The organism is Bacillus sp. FSL K6-2431 (assembly GCF_038005165.1).
Lineage (GTDB): Bacteria > Bacillota > Bacilli > Bacillales > Bacillaceae > Bacillus > Bacillus pumilus.
The window spans coordinates 1,381,412-1,403,261 of the sequence record NZ_JBBOSQ010000001.1; the positions used below are offsets into that span (position 1 = coordinate 1,381,412).

The 21,850-nt window shown below is 44.7% G+C and carries 5 protein-coding genes; all 5 read right to left on the bottom strand.

Annotated elements, in window-relative coordinates:
* Positions 1 to 10: 10 nt before the first annotated feature.
* Genes MHH40_RS07025 through MHH40_RS07045 form a run of 5 tightly spaced genes read right to left on the bottom strand, consistent with a single transcriptional unit; the run spans position 11 to position 21,832 of the window.
* The gene (locus MHH40_RS07025; protein WP_003214453.1) at positions 11 to 1,018 is read right to left on the bottom strand and encodes a phosphotransferase enzyme family protein; all 1,008 of its coding nucleotides are present in this window, start codon (positions 1,016 to 1,018) and stop codon (positions 11 to 13) included.
* The gene (locus tag MHH40_RS07030) at positions 1,011 to 7,421 is read right to left on the bottom strand and encodes an HAD-IIIC family phosphatase (protein ID WP_340900802.1); all 6,411 of its coding nucleotides are present in this window, start codon (positions 7,419 to 7,421) and stop codon (positions 1,011 to 1,013) included. The genes MHH40_RS07025 and MHH40_RS07030 overlap by 8 nt, the downstream gene beginning before the upstream one ends.
* On the bottom strand, positions 7,414 to 14,646 hold the full coding sequence (locus tag MHH40_RS07035; RefSeq protein ID WP_199852800.1) for a type I polyketide synthase: 7,233 nt from the start codon (positions 14,644 to 14,646) through the stop codon (positions 7,414 to 7,416). Before MHH40_RS07035 ends, MHH40_RS07030 begins: the two co-directional genes overlap by 8 nt.
* Positions 14,647 to 14,664: 18 nt before the next feature.
* Complete coding sequence (locus tag MHH40_RS07040; protein WP_340900805.1) at positions 14,665 to 19,170, bottom strand: type I polyketide synthase; 4,506 nt, start codon at positions 19,168 to 19,170, stop codon at positions 14,665 to 14,667.
* Positions 19,163 to 21,832 carry a non-ribosomal peptide synthetase gene (locus MHH40_RS07045; RefSeq protein WP_340900806.1) on the bottom strand — a complete coding sequence of 890 codons (2,670 nt, stop codon included), beginning with the start codon at positions 21,830 to 21,832 and terminating at the stop codon, positions 19,163 to 19,165. The genes MHH40_RS07040 and MHH40_RS07045 overlap by 8 nt, the downstream gene beginning before the upstream one ends.
* Positions 21,833 to 21,850 lie beyond the last annotated feature (18 nt).

Here is a 21,850-nt window from a genome sequence, read left to right on the forward strand (position 1 = left end):
GATTTTGATTTTAAGATTGACTTAGCTTTGTAAAGTCAAACGTCGTAATCGGTGCTGCTTGCTCAATGTCGGAGCGGAAGCTAGCGAGCATGGCCTTCTCTTCTTCTCCGATGGTAGCCAAATCAAATGCTTGATGCAGCAAGCCATAGATTAGCACGTGACGTAAGCGAAGGAAGTCAGGAATGTAGGCAAGCCACTCATCCCCAAGCTCATTCTCTTCACGATAGCCTTTAAGGAACTGCTTCATAAAGTTTCCTGCAAAAGCTGCTTTGTCTTCGTATGGAATGACTGGGTACCACAACACATTGTATAGCAAAATGCTAATGTCATTCATAAACCAGTTGTACCCGATATCATCGAAATCAAAGGTCGTAATTTTGCCTTGATCCCAGTGGAAGTTTCCGTGATGAAGATCCGCATGAACCAATCCGTACGTATCCTGATTTTTCGGAAGCTTTGCCAGCTTTTCCATCAACCGATCCGCTTGTTCGAATACAAGCGTCTGATCGGCTGGGACATACTTACGCAATTTAAGCTGCTCCTCTTCATCCCACTCTTGTCTTTTATATCGCGGATCTGACAGCTGATAGCTTTTTGTCAGTTTATGCATGCGGCCTGTGTACTGTCCAAGGGCATAAAATAATTCATCGTTCCAGTCTGCCTCTTCGACTTTATGGCCTGGTGCTTTTTCATAGACCCGCAGTAAAAATGAACCGCCTTGCCCATCGTCTACTTGCTCGATATCACGGCCATTTAATGAAGCAATTGGTTTTGCAACCGAAAGTCCGCCCTTCGCTAAGTGATGGAGCCATTCCATTTCACCTAAAATATAATCAGGTGATCTGCGGATGGTATGGGTAATTTTTAAAATGAAAGACTCTCCGTCTTTTTTAAGTTCATACACATAGTTTTCTGCATCTGCGATAAAGTGGATGTCACTTCGCTGGACTCCGTATAAATGAGTGGCCTCATCTAAAATTTTTGATTCTTCATATATGGCTTTTACATCTTTATGCATGCTGATTCTCCCTCTTCATATATTTTGCTAATTCTCGAATGGTGTGTTTTTCAGCAAAATTCAAATCATCAACATACCAACCCTTCTTTTCAATCTCTACTTCCATTTTGACAGCAAGTAAAGAATTTCCTCCTAAATCGAAAAAGTCGTTGTCAATTCCTACTTTTTCCACATGAAGAATGTCACACCAAATCTCAAGAAGCAATGCCTCGCGTTCATTGGTTGGGTGTGCGTAAAGTCCATGATCCTGCGTTAGTTCCGTCTTTAATAATGAACGAAGACCTTCTTGATCATGTACCTTAAGGGCTTTTACATAACCGCTGTGCAGCGTTTGATCTGTTTGAATCGTTTCCCATGTGTAACCTTCAGAAGCTGAATGACTTGCTGTCTCCACCTTTTGACCCTCTATTTCTTCAGCCGGGTGCTGACGAGGTGACAGGTGGTCGACGATCTGAATGTGATCGCTCAGTGAACCGATTTCTTCCACTTGTATCCGGTATGTTTGCTGCTCCCCCATCTCCTGCATCTGGTGCTCTTTCATAAATGACTTGAATAGCTCATTACGTCCACTCCATGCAAATGTGAATTCAATAGAAGAAAGCTGGTGCTGACGGCTATATTCAGCGAGCCATGTCAGACATTTTTGCTCAATCCCTTTCCCTAGAGCACGGCAGCTTAGCATCCATGCATCAATGATCAAGGTTTCGCCTGCATGATGAGCCAAGATCGCCCCTACAATTCCTTCATGACTGAAGCGATCCGCTGCCTCGATAATCCAGCCCTGAACATGCTCATTTTCCATCCGCTCTCTCAGCTGCTGTTCATCAAAGCGCTGATCATTTAAGCGGAATTGGTTAATGCGACTGCTCATTTGCGCCACGCGGGCAAGGTGCTTTTCTCCCCACTCTGTTACACTCATGTTCAAATTCAAATCTTGTAAAAATTGCTCCATTGACGGCGATTCTGCTTTCTCTTTTTGACGAGCTTTTTCAGCCTTGTAGCTCGTTGTTCGCCCTCTATCTTCTTCTGTGACATCATAGCGGTCAAATGCCCAAGCATGCTGAGCGAATAATGGGATCGCTTTTTCATTGGCAGGTAGTAGCAGTGTCATCACTTCAGGCAGCTCTTCATTCATACGCAAGCACTGAGCAGGATCATCGTCTAAGAAAATAAACTGAGATAATGAAAGATTCAGTGAATCTGCCATCTCTTTGAGATGTGCCGGTTTACTTTCCCAATTGATCCGCCAGTCGACAATATCGTCTTTTTGCAAGATCATATCTGGGTGGTTTTCAAACACGCGCCACACATCTTCTTCATTATTCCTGCTGCTTAAGACAAGCAAGAGACCTTCTTTTTGCTTTTGTTTTAAAAAGCGCTGAAGCATTTGATGTTCTGGCGTAATATCGATGCCTTCTATACCGTCTTCTGAAACGACACCTCTCCAAAGCGTGTGATCACAATCAATGGCCGCTACCTTAAATGGTGCACCTTGCCATGCAATGAACTCGCGTGCGACTTTTGTACCGATGGCTCCACAAAAGACTTCTGTGAATGGGAGATGTGCGGCTTGCTCTCCTTTTACATCAAAGATGTCATCTATCTGATATTGCTTCGCAAGCTGACTGCAGTCGATTAATTGAACACCGTCTATCTCAGATAATTGAGCAATCCACTCTCGTTCCACATCTTGCAGCGTGTCTTTAAGAGCAGCACTTATCGGCAGAATCCCAACAAAATATAAGTTATGTTTCGTTTTTGATTTCAGAACGTTTGCAAGTTCTTCAGCATGCTCTGCAGCCAGTTTTTTCTTTTCTTCCAGTGAAAGATGAGCTGGACCCGTGATATCCTCTAATCGAATGAGCAGAAGGTTCGCACCGTTTTTCTTCTGTGAGATAAGGCTGCGCTCATTTAGTAATTCCTGATATACCTGCCCATACGGTGCAAATTGAACATCAAGCTGCACATCAAACTGCTTGGTCCAGTACTGAATGTAAGGTGCGATTGGATCTGCTGTAAATGTCGAGCTGACTGTTAGTACGAGCGGTGCTTTTTCCTCTGCACGCTCCCTTTTCTCCTTTGCTGCCTGTTCTTCTTCCTCTGTAAGCACATCGAAATCCTTGAGCAGTTGATCAGGTGTTTGAACAGCCTGTTCGACCAAGTGCTCGAAGTGCTTGACGAACGCTTGCATTGTCTCATGTTTAAACAGCGCAAGATTGTATTGAAGGACGCACTTTAACTCACCTGTTACTTCTCTGACAACATCCATTTTCATATCGAGTTTGGATATTCCCTTTGCAAACTCATGTGTTTCGAAGGTTAGTCCATCGGCTTCGATTTTAATATTCGGATCGTACTCATTATGGTAGATGAGCATTGTATCAAAGAATGGATTGCGATGCGGTCTTGTTTTTGGATTCAGATGCTCAACCATTTGGTCAAATGGGTACTCTTGATGGTCATACGCATCCAGCAATACTTGCTTTGTCTGCGCCAGTTGCTCTGTAAAGGTTGATTCTTGTACCATGTCTAGTTTAATTGGCAGGAAGTTTGTAAACATGCCAATTGTATGCTCGATATCTGCATGACGCCGTCCAGCCACAAGTGAACCGACAATCAGCTCCTCTTGATCTGCATAACGTGAGAGCAGTAGCCCATAGAGCTGGAACAAGATAACGTTATTTGTCAGCTGATACTGTTCAGCAAGCTGTTCAATTTTCTCAACGATGTGCGGTTCAATATTGAATTTGATCGCTCTTCCTAAGAAGGATTGTTCCTTCCGTTCAAAATCATATGGCATTGTCAAAGTTGGCACATTTGAGCCAATTTGCTGCTTCCAATAATCCTGCTGCTTTTGAAACATTTCGCTACGGAAATATTTGTCTTGCCATTCTGCATAATCTTTATATTGAACAGTGAGTTCCGGCAAGGTTTCCCCTCGATAGAGCTCAGTAAATTCTTTAATAAAGATGTTCATGCTCGCTCCATCCGCCACAATATTATGCATATCGACTAATAAGAGGTGATCGTGAGCTGCGATTTTCACAAAACGAACACGGATCAATGGTGCAGCCTTTAAATCAAATGGACGAATGAATTCATCGATTTGTGCTTCTAATCCTTCTTCATCAGCCTCTGTCAATTCAACAGCAAATTGGAAGTCATCATGGACACGCTGAACTGGTTCACCATCTTTTAATTCAAAGGTCGTTCGCAAGGTTTCATGACGATCAATTAATTGCTTGAAGGTCTGCTCAAAGCGCTCGACGACAATTTCCCCTTTACATCTCAGTGCCATCGGCATGTTGTAAGAGGTCACTTGACCAATACGCTGATGAATGAGGAATGTCCGTCTTTGAGCAGCAGATAATGGATATGTGTCTTTCTTTTCGACTGGTTCAATCTTGAAATATTGATGCTTCTCTGCCTTTTCGATGAATGCTTGGAGCTTTTCAATTGTCGGATTGTTAAACATGTCTGTGAGCGTTAGCTCTACACCAAACTCTTTGTGAATTTGAGAAATCAGACCGGTGGCATTTAACGAATGTCCGCCAAGCTCAAAGAAATGGTCGTCTCTTTCCACCTTTTCAATTCCTAAAATGTCTTTCCACATCCGCTGTAACGTTGCCTCAATGTCATTCGATGCGGCGGCATGGACTTGATTGTTTTCTTCTATTTCCTGCCCTTTGTTATCCTTTGGCACCACCATTTGCACACCTGAGGATGAAGATAATGCAGATGTATCTACCTTTTCAATCCAATATCGTTGTCGTTCAAACGGATAGGTCGGCAAGGATACTTTTTGATTTAATGTCTGATTTCGCAATTTTGTCCAGTCAACCGGCACCCCTTGAAGCCAGATGTCACCCAATCTTCCCAGCAGGTAGCGGTCGTCGGCTGCCTCTTCTTTTGGATGACGCATCAATGGAATCGGCTGCTGATGATGTTCCTTTGAAGCTTGGCGAATAAAGGCACTTAACGTATTCCCCGGCCCGACTTCAACGAAAATAGGATCAAGCTCCGTTAATAACGTCTCTGCTCCATCACGGAAACGAACCGCTTGCCGCAAATGATTAGCCCAATATGCCGGGTCTTGCACTGCTTCATGGTCAATCCACGTACCTGTGACGTTAGAAATATACGGGATAGACGGCGCATTCAATTGATACTCGGCGACCTTTTCTTTAAATGATGGCAGGATGTCATCCATCATTTTAGAATGGAAGGCATGAGAGGTGTGAAGCTTCCTGCACCCATGTCCAGCAGCCTCCAGCTTCTCAGCAAGTGCATCAATGGCTACGGTCTCACCTGACACTACGCACAATTCAGGACCATTTACTGCTGCAAGTGAAAGATCATCTGTTAAATATGGCAGCACGTTCTGTTCACTCAAAGGAACACTCAGCATAGAGCCTTTTGGAAGCTGGCTAATGAGCTGTCCGCGATAAGCCACAAGATCTACAGCATCTTCAACAGATAGTAAACCAGATACCGCAGCAGCCGTATATTCTCCAATACTGTGACCGATCAGTGCCTGCGGTTTGACGCCAAAATGAATCAGCAATTTAGCCAAAGCATATTCCACACTAAACAGAAGCGGCTGCGTATATTCTGTTTGATTGATCAGCTGACGATCATCACTTGCTTCTGTTGAGAATAAAATACTAAATGGGTCAACTGAGACATGCTGTTTGAATTGATTCAAGCATTGATCCAGCGCTTCTTTAAAGACTGGATATTTGTCATAAAGCTGACGCCCCATGTCTACATACTGAGATCCTTGGCCTGGGAAAAGAAAGACGACTGGACGGCTCGATGTTTGGGAGCTGGCCGTCTTGACCACCTCTTTTGACCTTTGATTCAGCGCCTGTAACATATCCGCCGTGTTACTTCCAAGAATGACACGTTTATGCGGGAAATGATGGCGCCCTGTTTGCAGCGTATAGGCAACGTCACTTAGACGAACATGCTGCTGATGCTGAAGTAAGTAGTCCGCAAGGCGATCCGTCATTTTTTCAAGAGCTGCTGGTGTTTTGGCAGATAATAAAAGAAGTTCACTATCCTCAGGGCTATCAGCGGCAACACGTGTAGCAGGTGCTTCTTCTAAAATGACATGAGCATTTGTTCCACCTATCCCAAATGAGCTTACACCTGCTCGGCGAGGAGATTCCTGCGTGCTCCATGGCGTCAAGTCTGTGTTTACAACGAAAGGCGAATTGGTAAATTCAATTTTTTCATTTGGCGTTTCAAAATGAATGGTCGGCGGAATCACTTGATGCTTTAAGCTTAAAACGGTTTTAATAAAGCCCGCGACACCTGATGCATCATTCAGATGACCAACATTTGATTTGACAGAGCCAATGCGGCAAAAGCCTTTTTTATCTGTATCAAATGCTTGCTTGAGCGCTTCAATTTCGATCGGATCTCCGAGGGTTGTCCCCGTTCCATGTGCTTCAATGTACGAAATGGTTTCAGGTTCCACCTCAGCCATTCGAAGTGCTGTCTTAATCGCTGAAACTTGACCTTTCGTACTCGGCGCTGTATATCCTACTTTTCTATTTCCATCATTATTAATAGATGACCCTTTGATGACAGCATAAATGTGATCGCCGTCTTCAATGGCATCCTCTAAATTTTTTAAAATAACGGCTCCTGCACCATCACCAAAAACGGTTCCATCGGCTTTGTTATCAAAGACGCGGCAATGCCCGTCAGATGAATGGATCATGCCTTCTTGATACAGATAGCCCGATTTTTGCGGCAGACGAATGGACACGCCACCTGCAACAGCTATATGACAGTCGCCGCTTAATAAAGCCTGAACGGCTAAATGAATCGACACCATCGAGGTCGAGCAGGCGGTTTGCACCACCATACTCGGTCCCTTCAGATTTAATTTATATGAAATCATCGTCGCTAAATAATCACGCATATTCAGAACGGCAGCTTCCAGTGTTTTCGAATCCTCACCTTGAGCCGCCCCTTGAAGTGCTCTCATGACCCATTCTGTATTGATCCCTGCACCTGTATAAAGACCGATTTGCCCTTTATATTCAAACGGATCGTATCCAGCGTCTTCAAGCGCCGTCCATACACATTCATGAAACAGTCTAAACTGCGGGTCCATCATGGCCGCTTCCTTTGGTGTATAGTCAAAGAAATCTGCATCAAATAAATCAACATCATCTAGCATCCCTTTTGCTTTAACAAAACGGGGATTTTTTAATAAAGCTTCATCTGTACCTTCACGCCGTAATTCTTCTTCTGTAAAAAAGGAGATTGTTTCTTTTCCCTTTTTCAGATTCTCCCAGTACTCATCTACATTTTTGGCCCCTGGAAAACGACCTGCAAGACCGATAACAGCAATTTCTGCGCCATGATAGTGATTCGTTGTATCATTCATTCTCGATTCCGCCTCTCAATCTTTTATTCCGTTGCTGTTTAAAACGAGCTCTTCGATCACCTGAAGTGACGACGGCTAGTTCTTCTTCCATCACTTCTTCCTTCGAGTCCTCAGAAGGCTGGATATATTTCGCAAGCTCTGCAACAGAAGGGTACGTAAACAAGGTCACAACCGCTTCATTTGTTTGAAGTGCTTGATTTAACCGATTGGTGACTTGGACAATATCCAGTGAGCTTGCGCCGAGATCGAAGAAATTGTCGTGAATGCCCACTTGTTCCATGCCCATAAAATCCTGCCATACTTGGCAGATCGCTTTTTCAGTTTCATTTCGAGGCGCCACATATGGATTGCCCAGCTCTGGTCTTTCGTGCTTAGACACTTCATACGAATCCTCATCCGCTGCGCCCTTAGGCTCTAGTGACAGCCATTGATCTATCCGTTCATCAAGATTTCCTGTAGACACGAGCATGTGTCGATTCTGCCGGCTAGACAGAACATACTGGAACAGCTCAGCACCCTCTTCTGGTAAAATCGCAAGCTCATTGATCGATTCACCAATTGTGGATTCTAGCTCACCCCAGAAATTCCACGCATCCCAGTTCACACACATCCACGGGGTTTGACTATGTTGATTAAGTCTAGCTGCAAATGCATCCATATATAAGTTAGCCGCTGAGTAAGCAGAGAATCCTAAGCCCCCAAGCAATGCACTAATGGAAGAAAAGAGAAGACAAAAGTCTGCTTGTTCTTGTTCCAGCAGCTGCTCTAGCACATCGAGCCCTTTCACCTTTGATTGGAATTGATCCTCTCCCTGCGCCAGTGTAGAAGGGATATCTTTGATTGCACGGAAGGATGTACTTCCTGGTAATCCTGCTGCATGGAATACACCATGAACGCCGCCATGCTTTTTGCGAATGGCATCAAATACATGTTTCATCTGATCCAGATCTCCTGCATTCGCCTGCACCGCTTCTACTGTTGCACCTAATCGTTCGAGCTCAAGCACCTTCTCAATTCTCGTGCGCTGCGCTTCATCGGCATTTGCTTGTTGAACATATGACGCCCATTCATTTCTTGGCGGCAATGCCGTTCTGCCAGTTAAATAAAGATGTACATTTCCTTCCTTCGCCAGCATCTTTGATAGAACAAATCCGATACCGCCTAAACCTCCTGTGATCAGATACACACCATTTGGCCTGATCATCTTCGGAAGTCCATCTTCTTTTTGCAGCGGCAAATGCTTGTAGCTTTGCACCCAGCGCTTTCGATGACGATACGCCACAAGCTGGTCCTTTCCAGGCTGCATGATTTCCTGCACAATAAGATCGACAAGGACTTGTTCCTTCCAAGACATGACTTCTGGCACGTCTTCCACATCGATATTCCAGCACTTAATATGATGGTATTCCTGTGAAATGACTTTACATGGTCCAAGCATTGCACTTTTCTCTGCACATATCGTCTCATTGCCTGTAACTGGCTGGATTCCGCTAGTGATCGTAAACAGACGGCATTCTAGAATATTTTTTTGGGCAGCAATCGCTTGAGATAAGAAAATTAAACTGTAATAGCCTTTTTCAATGTGCGCCTGAAAAGCGGCTTGACGATTCGAGTTGTCATCTTCTTTCGCAGCTTCCCATAAATGAAGAATCCGCTGAATATTGATGCCTCTATTAGACAATGAATATAGCATGTTTCGGTAGTGCTGGCCTTCTGCCGGATTGATCGTAAACGACTGATCTTGCTCTTGATAAGCTTCACCCTTTGTGACAGAAATGACCTTGATACCTTGTTGCGTAAATGAATGGGTAAACAGTTCATGAAAAGCATCCTGTTCCTTGAAAATGAGCCACGTTTGTTCTTCTGTTTCTTTTTTGAAAACTGGTTTTAGCGGCTGCTGCTCCCATGAAGGCAGGTAGAACCATTCTTCCATCTCTTTTTTCTTCGTTTCCTTAGGCGCGGATAGCTGCGGAGACGCGGGCTTTCCTGCTTCAATCCAATATCGTTTCCGCTCAAATGGATAGGTCGGTAGCGATACGAGCTGACGTTCCTCTTGAGTTGGATGTTGCTGCGCTTTGACCTCGTAGCCCCCTGCCCATAGCTCTCCTATTCTCTTTAAGAAATATGCATGGTCATCCGCTTGTTCTCTCGTATGCCTCACCATATTCAGGACATCATGATGAGACTCTTTGTTTTCATGACGTTTCGCTAATGCCGTCAAGCTGTTTCCAGGTCCAACTTCAATGAGTGCTCGTACTTCATCGGTTAACAGCTGAGATAGACCTTCATGAAAACGAACGGTTCCACGCAGGTGGTTCGTCCAATAAGATGCTGTCATCACCTCTTCGCTTGTCGCCCAGGTGCCTGTCACATTCGATATAAACGGAATTGCCGGCTCGTGCAATTCTACTTTCTCTACGAATTGTTGAAACGCCTCAAGCATCGGCTCCATCATGTAGGAATGAAAGGCATGAGAAGTATGGAGCTGTCTTGTGACAATTCCTTTGTCTTGCAGTTTCATTTCAAATGCAGCGATATGCTCTTCTCTTCCAGAAACGACACAAAGGTCTTTTGCATTGACAGCAGCAACAGAAAGCGATTCATCGATCATTGAAACAAGCTCCGCCTCGGGTAATTGCACACTAAGCATCGTGCCTTTTTCCATGTCTTGCATCAATCTTCCTCTTGCCATCACGAGTGTTAATGCAGACTCGAGAGAAAAGACCCCTGACAAACAAGCGGCAACGTACTCGCCGATACTGTGTCCAATCATTGATTCTGGCTCAACACCGCTATGCTGAAGCAATTTGGCTAATGCATACTCAAATATAAATAGAAGCGGCTGGGCATTTGACGTTTTTGTGATGTCTTCGTTCGTTTCATTCTCGGAAAAAACAATGCTCTTTAAATCCACTTGCTCCGTTTCCATTACATATTTAAAGCATCTATCTACTTCCCATTTGAACACTGGCTCTGCATCATATAATCCGCGCATCATACCAGCATACTGAGCGCCTTGACCCGAAAACATAAAGGTCGCTTTACGCCATTTTTTGCTTCGGAACACACTCGTTTCAAGCTGTTTCTGCTGCATCCATTCATCAGCAGACGCGAGTACGATCGCTTTTCGGTATGGAAATTGCTTTCTACCATACCGTAATGTATAAGCAATATCTTCAAGCGGGACTTGAGGATGCTGGATCACATACTGCTTTAATCGCTCTGTCATTTCCGCCAAAGCAGTATCTGTTTTTGCAGATAAGACGAGCAGCTGCTTTTGGTTAGAAGCTGGCTTCTGCTTCGCCTGTATGCCCTCTTCTATGATCATATGGGCATTCGTTCCGCCGATACCGAAAGAGCTAACTCCCGCTCTTCTCGGACCATCTGCTTCCTTCCAATACAACGCCTTTTGATTCACATAAAACGGTGTATCTTTGAAAGGAATCTCCTGATTGGGTGATTCATAATGAATGGTTGGCGGAATCGTTTTATGCTGGAGAGCCAAAATGGCTTTAAACAGACCTGCAATCCCTGCCGCACTATTTAAGTGTCCGACATTACTTTTCACAGAACCGATCGGAATCGTCAGCGGATCTGTCCCTTTGAACACTTGACTAAGAGCGGATACCTCAATTGGATCTCCCATGTTTGTCCCCGTACCATGAGCTTCTACATAACCAATGGACGCGGGGTCGATACCTGATTTTTCATACGTTTCTTTTAAAACCTCTGCCTGTCCTTCCACACTCGGAGCGGTAAAACCAGCTTTTCGACTGCCATCATTGTTCACACCAACCCCTTTGATGACCGCATGAATCGGGTTGCCGTCTCTCATCGCATCTTCATAACGTTTTAGCAGAACAATCCCCGCTCCATCTCCGAAAATGGTTCCGCTCGCCTCTTGGTCAAACGGTCGGCAATGTCCATCCTTTGATTGAATCATCCCATCTTGATAGATGTAGCCGATATTTTCTGGAGAACTAACCGTCACACCGCCTGCCAGTGCTGCATCACATTCTTGATTCAATAATGCTTGACAGGCCATGCCAATATTGACAAGTGAGGTCGAACAAGCTGTTTGCATGGTCACACTAGGCCCGTGTAAATTCAATTTATAAGAAAGCTGTGTACTAAAGAACTCACGATCATTTAACAGCATGGCGCTGAATTGCTCAGTTGCTTCCATTTGATGGGCAAAGCGCGTCAGCCACTCATGGTTTGGACTCGTTCCTGTATAAACGCCAATTTTCCCTGCCATTCGATCAGGGTCACAGCCAGCATCCTCCAGCGCTTCCCAAGCACATTCATGCAAGAGCCTGAACTGCGGATCCATTAGCTCTGCCTCTCTAGCAGAATAGTTGAAGAAGTCTGCATCAAAGCCTTCGATTTCTTGTAAACGACCTTTTGCTCCAATGAAATTCGGATGCTGGTAGACGGACGCATCCAGCCCTGCTTTCTTGAGCTCTTCTTCTGTGAAAAAGTGAATCATTTCCTCGCCATTCACAAGACGCTGCCAAAAGTCTTCTAGCGATGAAGCTCCCGGGAATCTTCCAGCCATTCCGACAATCGCAATATCCGTTTGCTCATGGGACGTGTTTTTTACTGGGCGAGAAGCAGGCGTTTGAATCTGTTCTGACTGTTCTTCAAACAAATATTCAGCAAGACTTGCCACTGTCGCAAACCGATACAATTGCACAGTGTCAATTTGCTTGTCCACATGCTCAGATATTTTCGCTGCAAGCTGAGAAATATCAAGGGATGTCGCACCAAATTCGAAAAATGGCGATTCATCATCTATTTGATCAAACCCAAAATGAGTTTGCACAATGTCGTGAATGTCTTTTTGTAAAGAAGCGAGTGAAGCAAAGACACGCTGTTCATTCTGCGGCTTTTGTGGTTCAATGGCTGCCATCGTATTTGTTTGTGCAGAGAAATCAGTTTTATGAAATGGGTACCCAGGTAGCGGAATACGCTGTCTGTTCTTCTCATCTGTTATTGGGAAAGCTAAGCCGACCCCCATTTCCCAAAGAACACCTGCGATTTGAAGCATGTCTCCATCAAGTGGTTCGGTTGTTTTTTCTGCTCCCTTTTCAACTACAATCCCTTGTTTCGTTGAAAGGTCAATGATCAAAGCTGGTGATTCTTGCTCAACTATTGGTGATTTTACAGGCTGATCCATAGTAAGAAGACCCTTTACAGACGATGGATCGAAAGTGGTTAGTTCCTCCCCAGTTTGCTGCAAGTAAACAGGCTCTTGGAGTGTCCTCTGAGGCAGGGAAGCCAGCCTTTGATTAACCGTCTCGATATCATGAAGATGGTACACAATAGATGCCGCATCGTTTAGCTCAAGGCCGCCTGCTGCATATAAAGCTGTCCAGACGCCGCTACCTTCTCCAACCCATCCATCTAGTTCAATTCCGAGTGATCTTACCATGTTGGCAAAAGCCGATGTCATGATCAGCATCACCACTTCTGATTGACTGCTTTGTTTAGGATGGAACAGCTCGTCTTTTTTGATAGGTACTGCGGATTGGACGAGGCTTATGATTCGATCCACTTCTATTTTGAAAGAAGGATCTTTCTCATACAGCTTGATGTAATCACGTAAACCTGACTCATGATAACCCGTTAGCTTCATGCTGATCCGTTTATAAAGATGACTTTCTCTGCCTGCTGTCTCTTCATTCAGCAATTGCAGCTCCGCTAGTAACTCTTCCCGCGTGGAACAGACAAACGCCTTTCGATATTTGAAAGCCTTTCTTCCACTTTGTAAGGTATAAGCTGCTTCACCAAGTGAGAGATCAGGATGTGAGGAGACATATTCCTTTAAGTTTTTTGTCACGTTCTTCAGATCATGCGTTGATCTAGCTGACAGCACGATTAATTCTTTGGACGAGGCGTTGCTGTTTGCTTTTCTCGGCTTTGCCTCTTCTAAGATGACATGAGCATTTGCTCCCCCTATACCAAAGGCACTGACACCCGCTCTCCTTGGCAATTGAGATGTCTTCCACTCCTCTTTGTCTGTCCCAACATAAAATGGGGTTTGATCAAAAGAAATGCGGTGATTCGGTTTCTCAAAGTGCGGCATCGGGGCAAATTGACGATGATGTAGCATCATGACTGTTTTGATAAAACCAGCTACGCCGCTTGCGGCATCTAAATGCCCAATATTGGCTTTGACTGATCCAATTCGGCAATAGCCTTGTTGATCTGTTTGAAAAGCACAGGTAAGCGCCTCAATCTCAATCGGATCTCCAACAGGCGTCCCCGTTCCATGCGCTTCGATATAAGAAATCGTCTCTGGTTCTGTCTCAGCCATTTCTAACGCAGATTCAATAACACTTGCCTGTCCACTCACACTTGGGGCTGTATAACCGACTTTATTGCTCCCATCATTGTTCGTTGCAGATCCTTTTACGACAGCATAAATAAAATCTCCATCTTCTATCGCATCTTTTAATCGTTTTAGCGCAACAACGCCTGCACCTTCACCAAAAATGGTTCCTTTTGCTTTTTCATCAAACGGACGGCAATGACCATCAGGAGAATAAATCATTCCTTCTTGGTATTGATAGCCTGTGATTTGCGGCTGATGGAGTGTGACACCTCCTGCTAACGCAAGGTCACATTCACCGCCGATTAATCCTTGGCAGGCCATGTGGATAGCAACAAGCGATGTGGAGCAAGCCGTTTGCACCGATACGCTTGGACCTTTTAGATTTAATTTATAGGCAATCCGAGAAGCAAAGGATGGGTCATTGAGATGCATGATTTGAAACACATCTTCGTTCTTTGCAAGTGACGACATATGCTGCCCCATCCACGATAGATTGCTAGATGCGCCGGCATAAAGTCCAATTAATCCTTCGTATTGCTCGGGCTCATAGCCTGCATCCTCTAGCGCATGCCATGTGCATTCATGCATCAATCGAATTTGCGGGTCCATAATAGATGCCTCTCGCGGAGAGTAGCCAAAAAAGTCTGCATCAAATGATGATGCATGTTTTAAATATGGCTTTGCCTTGACATAATCAGAACGTTTTAGCAGCGTTTCATCTACACCCGCTGCCTTTAATTCTTCATCAGTGAAAAACGTAACGGATTCTTTCCCTTGCGATACATTTTCCCAAAACGCTTGCACATTCGGTGCCTCGGGAAACGTACCTGCTAATCCTACAACTGCAATTTCAAGTCCAGATTCGCTCCATTGCTCTTGATCAGACATACGCTGCATTTCTCCCATCTATTTTCGTTTTAATCTCTGTTTACGGCGGTTCTTCCCATCTGCCATCGCCTGTTTGCGGAGATTAGATGACTCAGTGACAGCTTGCTTTTCTTCCTTCACTCCATGTATCTTCTTCAGTTCTGCAGCCAATGACGCAATCGTTGGATGACTATACATCATGACCACTGGAACCTCTATACCATAAATTGATTTAATATGACCGCTCATCTGCAGTAAATCAAGGGATGTCGCACCCATTTCAAAGAAGTTCTCATTCACATCCGGTTCATGAGGAAAAAAGGAGCTGAGTACATCACACAATGATGCTTCTAGACGATCATCTATGACCTGCGATATTTGTTGAGTCGACTCTTCTTCCTGCTGCATAGGTGTTAATCGGTGTTTCATTCTCTCACCCATGTCTCGAACAGAAACAAGAATTTGCGGATAATCTAAACGCAGCACTTCCTGAAAGGCCTTGATTCCTTCATCTGGTGAAATTCCCGCCTGCTCCTCGAGCGTCATCATGTCATTGACTTTGGCCGCTAATGCTGAGTTGTGTGCCATACCGACTTTTTCCCATCGATCCCAGTTTAAAGAAATCACTGGCTTTCCTTCCTGCCTCTTCTCATGAGCAAAGCTGTCCATAAAAGCATTGGAAGCGGCATAAGCCACTTGTCCAGCCGCTCCAAGAAAGGACACTAGGGATGAACAAAGTAAAAAGAAGTCGAGCGTTTCATCCTGGAGTGCTTCATCCAGCACATAGGTCCCGTTGATTTTTGGCAGACACATGCGAATTTCATCGTCTGCTGTTCTTGCTTGGATGATCTTCCCATCTGCCTCTCCTGCCGCATGGATGACACCATGTAAATCACCAAATGATGTATGAGCCAGCTGGATCGCTTTCTGCACGGCGTCTTTATCTGACACATCACCGTGTACAGTTAGTACATCAGCTCCTAACTCTTCAAGAGTCATCAGCTTTTTCACGGTTTCAGCTTCTTTCCCATCCGCATCACGCAGCTCATGCCATGCAGAGCGTTCACGTATTTGTGATCGGCTGAGGAACACAAGTTTTGCTTGATACGTTTCTGCTAAATGTTGAGCTAGTGTGAAACCAATGCCTCCCATACCGCCGGTCAGGAGGTAAACACCATGAGTCCTGATAAGCTGTGTGGACGATTCCTCTTTGCTTAAAGGTGTACTTGAAGCTTTTCGAACCCACCTACTGTTCCCCCGATACGCCACGACTGCCTCTTGATCGTGCATTGCAACCTCATATGAAAGAAATAGCGGCCAGTCCGCCTTTGTTTCCTGACATAAATCAACGTGCTGACACGCAATGTGCTGATATTCTTGAGGAATGGTCAGAGCTAGTCCAGTGCATGTTGCTTGAAGAGGATTGACCTTCTCCATCCCGATGACATCATGCGCTTGATTTGTCACAAGATGAAGACGGATGGTTGTGTTATGATGCTGACTGATCAGCCTGACGAGATCAAGTACAGATAAGTAGTTCGGCTGATCACCTGTATCTTCTGTTAGTTCATCATGCATCCAGATGATCCCTTCCGGTATAAATCCAGATTGCTGCAGTTCAGCCATCACCCACTCTAAGTGCGACAGCATATGAACGTCAGCCTTCATCACCTGGTCATTTTCTTTGATCGTATGATCACTTTGACAGACGCTGACAACCTCTGCATGCCGCTCTTTCAAATAAGCGGCAATATGACCATTTTTCTCAAAAACCAAGATACGCTTCCCTTGATGATGCTGCTCTTTTAGTACAGGTGCAGAGCGCTCCCATACCGGAATGTAAAACCAGTCTTGAAAATCAGCGGAGAGTGTCTCCCCCATTTCTGATGGTGCTAAATTGCTCATCAGCTGATCCGCTTTAAACTGCGGAGAGGGGAATATTTGATGCTCAAATGGATATGTTGGCAGTGACACTCGATATGGGGTCTTTTCTTTTCTGACAGCGCTCCAGTTCGGTTCCACTCCAAAACTCCACAGCTTCCCTATAGCCTTTTTCATATATTCATCATCAGCAGCTTGTTCTTTTGGATGTCTCACCAATGAAACAGCCGCTGCTTTGTTCACATCATAGTCATCATGTCGTCTCACAAATTGAGTCAACGTATGACCTGGTCCCACTTCAATGAAAACCACTTCACCAAGTCCAAGTAACGTCTCTAACCCTTGACTAAATAAAACAGGCTGCCTGATATGAGATGCCCAGTAATCAGGCGATGAGGCTTGCTCATTTGTTAACCAGCTTCCTGTCACATTCGAAAGGATCGGAACCTCGCCCTGCTGATAGGTGATCTCTGAGAGAGCGTTCTTAAACTGTACGGACGCTTCAGCCATCATACTCGTATGAAAGGCGTGAGAGGTTTTCAATGTTTGGACAGAAGCTCCTCTTTTTTCAGCTTGTTCGAGATAGATCTGTAACCGTTCTGGAGGACCGGAAACAACAGATAATTGTGAGCTATTCACCGCAGAAAGCTCGACACCCTCAGGAAGATCATGTTCAATCTCTTCGGCAGAGAGTGACACTCCGGCCATTTCACCCCGAGGCATTTTTTGCATCAAACTGCCTCTTTTTAAAACGATCCGGATTGCATCTTCAAGGTGTATGATACCGGCCACGCAGGCAGCTGTTATTTCTCCAATACTATGACCAATGAAATAATGCGGACGTATGCCTAGTCCCATCAGCTTCGATGCGAGCGCATACTCAAAACTAAACAAGATGATTTGTGTATATGATGTTTGCTGTATGAGTTGTTCTGCTTTTATGAACTCTTCTTCGGTTGTTGGATATAACACGTTCTCGATCTCAACACCTGATAAAGATAAAATGATGGCAAAACATTTCTGAAGCGTTTGTTTAAATTCAGGATCTTTCTCATATAAATCCTTGCCCATATTCACATACTGAGCACCTTGTCCAGAAAACATCCAGACAACTGCCGGCTGTTGAAAGGCCTTTTGCGGCTGTCCAGCTGACTGGAATGTGCGGTCAGGCCCTGCAAGAAAAGCTTGTCGATAAGGAAAATGCTTTCGTCCCTCTTGCAGTGTAAAGGCAGCCTCGGATAGTGTGACACGCTTTTGTTCTTTTAAATAAGATGTCATTTGTTCAGCCGATTTTTGAACCGCCTGTTTCGATCTTGCAGAAATCACCATTAGTTCATGATCTCTTTCTACTGACGGTTTGTCGGCGGCGGGTGCCTCTTCCATGATCAGGTGTACATTCGTTCCACCGACTCCAAACGAACTAACTCCAGCACGCAGCGGCTGCTCTGTTTTCATCCATGGTACGGGGGTTGTATTGACATAAAATGGACTTGATTCAAAATCAATTTTCGGATTCGGTTTTTTATAATGAAGGCTAGGCGGCAGCATCTGATGGTACAGACTAAGCGTTGTCTTGATAAAACCTGCAACCCCTGCGGCTGAGTCAAGATGACCAATATTGGTTTTCACAGACCCAATCGCACAAAACTGCTTTTTATCCGTTTGAAAGGCTTTCTTTAGTGACTCAATTTCAACCGGATCTCCAAGAGTTGTACCGGTGCCGTGTGCTTCAATATAAGAAATACTCTCAGCTTCTACACGACTGATGTTGAGTGCCTTTTTAATCACTTCGCTTTGTCCTTCTATGCTTGGTGCTGTGTAGCCAACCTTCCGCCCGCCGTCATTGTTATAGGCTGACCCTTTAATCACGCCATAGATATGGTCCTTATCCTTTAGTGCCTGCTTTAATGATTTGAGCACAACAACACCGCAGCCCTCACCGCCAACGGTGCCTTCTGCCTGTTCATCAAAAGCCCGGCAGTGCCCATCTGGCGACATGATCATGCCTTCTTGATACATGTATCCTTTTTTGTGAGGGGTCGTAATGGTGACGCCGCCGGCGAGTGCCATTTTACATTCTCCAGTAATCAGGGCACGCGCCGCCATATGAATGGCAGTCAAAGAGGAAGAACAAGCTGTATCAACAGCTACGCTCGGCCCCTTCAAATTCAATTTATAAGATACCTTTGTGTTCATGAAATCTTTATCTGTTAACTGAACAGCCGCAAATTGTTCGGATGAGTGATTCGTTCTCATCAGCATGGATGCAGCTTGCCAATATAAATTAGCAGAAGCGGCTCCAAATAAACCAATCGGTTCCTGATAGGTTTCAGGGTTATAGCCTGCATCTTCAAGTGATTCCCACGCCACCTCATGAAACATGCGGATTTGCGGGTCCATTACTTCTGCTTCACGCTGTGAATAACCAAAGAAATCTGCATCAAAATGATCATGCTGATCAACTGCTCCTTTGGCACGTACATATTGCTCATGATCCAATGCTTCTTTCTCAACCCCTGCCTCAAGCAGCTCTTCCTTCGAAAAGAACGTAATGGACTCTCTTCCATTTGCAAGGTTGTCCCAAAAGTGATGAATATTCTTTGCTCCGGGAAAACGGCAGGCCATCCCAATCACTGCAACCTCTAATCCTGTGAACTTACTCATCTATCATCCCGCCTAACAGTTGAGCGGCACTTTCTAAGTCATCCGCTTCATTTTCTCCATCATCTTCGATCTGTTTCTCTTGCCCTGATGCTTTGTTTTTTAATTGCGTAGCTATTTGCGAAACAGTTGTATATTGGAACAGCTCCATCACTGTCAGCTCCTGCTGAAATTCCTCTTTCACTTTATTGGACAACTCAACGATATTAAAAGAGTTCCCGCCTAAGTCAAAAAACGGTTCATCTATACGAATCTGCGAAGCAGGGACTTGTAAAATAGAGGCGAAAATGCGAACAAGCTTCTGCTCTGTTTCATTATGTGCTTGAATGGTCACAGGCTCTTGATTGTTTGACAGCTGATCTTCTGGATTCGGTAGTGCTTGGATATCCAATTTCCCTGATAGATTCAAAGGAAATTGCTCTATTTGGATGACATGTCTCGGCACCATATAACCTGGTAATCTTTCACTTAAAGACTGACGAAGCGCACGCTGATCTATCACTTGTTTTGCCATCATGTATGCGCAAATGTATTGGTCCTGATCCTGCGTTTCCTTAGGAATGACAATGACATCTTGAATCAGTCCTTGCATATGCGGGTCATCAAGAATCGCTCTACGGATTTCCTCTAGCTCAATTCGATATCCCCTAATTTTCACTTGACCGTCGTTTCTCTTGGCAAATTCTAATAAACCATCAAACCGCCATCTTGCAAGATCTCCCGTACCGTATAACATCCCGCTGCTCAGCTCTGGTTTTTTGATAAATTTCTCCTTGCTCAGATCAGGGTGATTGATGTACCCACGACCTACACCATCGCCTGCTATATATAACTCTCCAAAGACGCCAATCGGAACTGGCTCTCCTTGCGCGTCACATATGAAAATATGCTCATTCGGCATCGGCTGCCCAATAGGAATGACTTGCTCAGCCCAGTCTTGGGGAATCAAAAAGGATGATGACTGAACCGTACATTCAGTCGGCCCATACGCATTTATCATGATTGGTTTTTCACCTGATATATGCTGTAAAAATTGATCCATCAGCTCTTTTGTGAACACCTCTCCGCCCACCAGCATCATCTTCAATGCTGGCAGGTCTTGTTTCGATTGCGCTGCTGCCTTGTTCATCAGCTTCAAGTGAGAGGGGGTCACATCAGACAGCTGAATGTGATGTTCTTGGTAAAACGACCATAACGCATGCCCATCCATACGGACTTCATCTTTGGCAATATGCAGCGTATGCCCGAGGAGCAATGCCGGGAACAATGTTTGAACAGACGCATCAAAAATGTGTGAAGCCAGCATCCCTACTTGCAAAGGATTAGGGAGCAGATCAAAAAAGCGCGTTTTCATTCCATATACCAAATTAATGACATGACGATGTTCGATAACGACACCTTTCGGATGCCCTGTCGTACCTGATGTATACAGGACATACGCCATATCCGAAGGCGAGATAGACCAAGTCATATTCTCTTTTATTGATGGTTCTTGAAGCATGTCTTGAATCACATGGACCTCGACATCCAATCCTTCGTGTCCTTCTGCATCCGAGACAATAGCTGTAGCGCCGCTGTTTTTGAGCATATACCGAATTCTTTCAATCGGCAGATGAACATCAATCGGTAAATAAGCATAGCCAGCCTTTAAGATGCCAAGAATGGCAATGACAAGTTCAGCAGATCGATACATTCTGAGTCCAACAGGAGCCTCACGTGTTATCTGACTTTGAGATAGTCTAAGCGCAATGCGATCTGATAAATGATCAACCTCTTCATATGTATAGGAGGTGGTGCCAAACACAACAGCCGTTCGCGCTGGATGCAATTGGACTTGTTGTTGAAATAACGACACAATATCACGATCCACTGGATAAGCGAGCGACTCCCCTTGAAACGAATCAAACAGCTGATTTTTCTCTATATCAGATAAAAATGAGTGTGTGCTCATCGTTTGCTCAGACGTTTCGAGACATTGCTCTGTGAATCCCATGAAATGATTGGAGAACTGCTCCATCATGTTGTCATCATAAATGGAAGCATCCCAGTGAACTTCAGCATGAAGGTGATCTTGTTCTTTCTTCCAAACAATAAGCACATCCGCATGCAGCTGCTCTCTGTCAACTTGCCCATGCAATGTCTCAAATGCACATGCCAGATTGACACGCTTCTTGTCTTCTCCTGCTGAATGCCAAAGCTCATCCATTAAAATATGAACAGGATAGTTTTGATGACGCACTGCCTCCTGAAACGATTGTTTCACTGCCTCTAGCCCTGCACTAAAGCTCATATGAGGCTCAATCTCTGCCTTCAGCGGCAGCATATGATTGATGGCGGATTGATTAGCAGACTGTTCCATTGTAGGAACAGTCACCATCAACTCAGTTTTTCCGCTATAACGTTGAAGCAAGCCAAAAGCTGCTGTGGTTAGCACGATAAACAGGCGCAAATCAGAATCTCCACATAATTGCTTTAACGAATGATTCATAGCCACAGGGAAGGACGAATGAAGCGATCGGTTCATTGCAGCAGGCTTGGCATGTGAAACCGTATGAGGAATGCGGCCATCAAGCTGGACACCTGATAAGATCGATGTCCAGTAGGCTCTTTCTAACACCCTTTCCTTCGCCGCTGCTTTCAGTTGAAAATCATCATGTTCAATCACTCTTCCATTCACCTCTTT

Coding starts and splice junctions, on each gene's coding strand:
- MHH40_RS07025 (WP_003214453.1), bottom strand. CDS start 1,018: ATGCATAAAGATGTAAAAGCCATATATGAAGAATCAAAAATTTTAGAT.
- MHH40_RS07030 (WP_340900802.1), bottom strand. CDS start 7,421: ATGAATGATACAACGAATCACTATCATGGCGCAGAAATTGCTGTTATC.
- MHH40_RS07040 (WP_340900805.1), bottom strand. CDS start 19,170: ATGAGTAAGTTCACAGGATTAGAGGTTGCAGTGATTGGGATGGCCTGC.
- MHH40_RS07035 (WP_199852800.1), bottom strand. CDS start 14,646: ATGTCTGATCAAGAGCAATGGAGCGAATCTGGACTTGAAATTGCAGTT.